Annotated in this window: 2 protein-coding genes; one reads left to right on the forward strand and one right to left on the reverse strand. The window is 66.7% G+C overall.

Features of this window, described 5'->3' with window-relative positions:
- A partial coding sequence (locus tag RR1_RS22520) for a glycine-rich domain-containing protein (protein ID WP_443096417.1) occupies positions 1-215 on the forward strand: 215 nt, incomplete at its 5' end.
- A gap of 113 nt (positions 216-328) precedes the next feature.
- Here the strand turns inward: RR1_RS22520 and RR1_RS21520 are convergent.
- On the reverse strand, positions 329-678 hold a 350-nt coding region (locus RR1_RS21520; RefSeq protein WP_072713759.1), incomplete at its 5' end, for a hypothetical protein.

Genomic DNA, 678 nt, shown 5'->3' on the forward strand with positions numbered 1-678 from the left:
TCTTCGACAAGGCCGTCGAGGCCGGCGCCTCACCAGGCGACCACACCTACCTCGGCACCACCTACACCGGCGGGATCGGTGGCGCCACCCGCAACACCCCCGGCACAGCACCCGGCGGCGCAGGCGCAGGCGGAAACGGCGGCATCTTCGGCTCCGGAAGCCCAGGAGCCAATGGCGGCGACGGCCGCGTCTGGCTCACCTTCCGCAGCTACTGAGCCGCGCACGAGAACGCCCCCACCCTTCGCGGGTGGGGGCGATTCGTCGTTCCGGTAGTGAATACATGCCAGGAAATATGCCGCCGCGGGACGGGTGGCGGGCCTGCGGCGACTCAGTGGGAGCGTGTGCCGTCCTTGAACAGGTCTGACGTGATGATGTACGCGATACCGAGCACCTCGACGACAGTGGCCGTGATCCACGCGATCATCACCGCGTCCGAGATCTGGCCCCACTGTGACCCCATGTAGACGCAGAAGATGACGGCGTTGATCAGCAGCGAGACGGATACTGCCCACATCGTCCAGGTGACGAGCTTTCGCCTGTGGCTGTTGTTGTCCTTCGCACGTTCGGCGGCAGCCGCCCATGCCTCGTTTTCCGCGCGTTCGGGCTGGACCTGGTTGGTCGGCTTGTTCGGGTCGCCGGGGCCGCTGAGCTGATCGACACTGGCGTCTTCGTAGGGCG

This window comes from Rhodococcus rhodnii NBRC 100604 (genome assembly GCF_001894925.1).
Taxonomy (GTDB): Bacteria; Actinomycetota; Actinomycetes; order Mycobacteriales; family Mycobacteriaceae; genus Rhodococcus_F; species Rhodococcus_F rhodnii.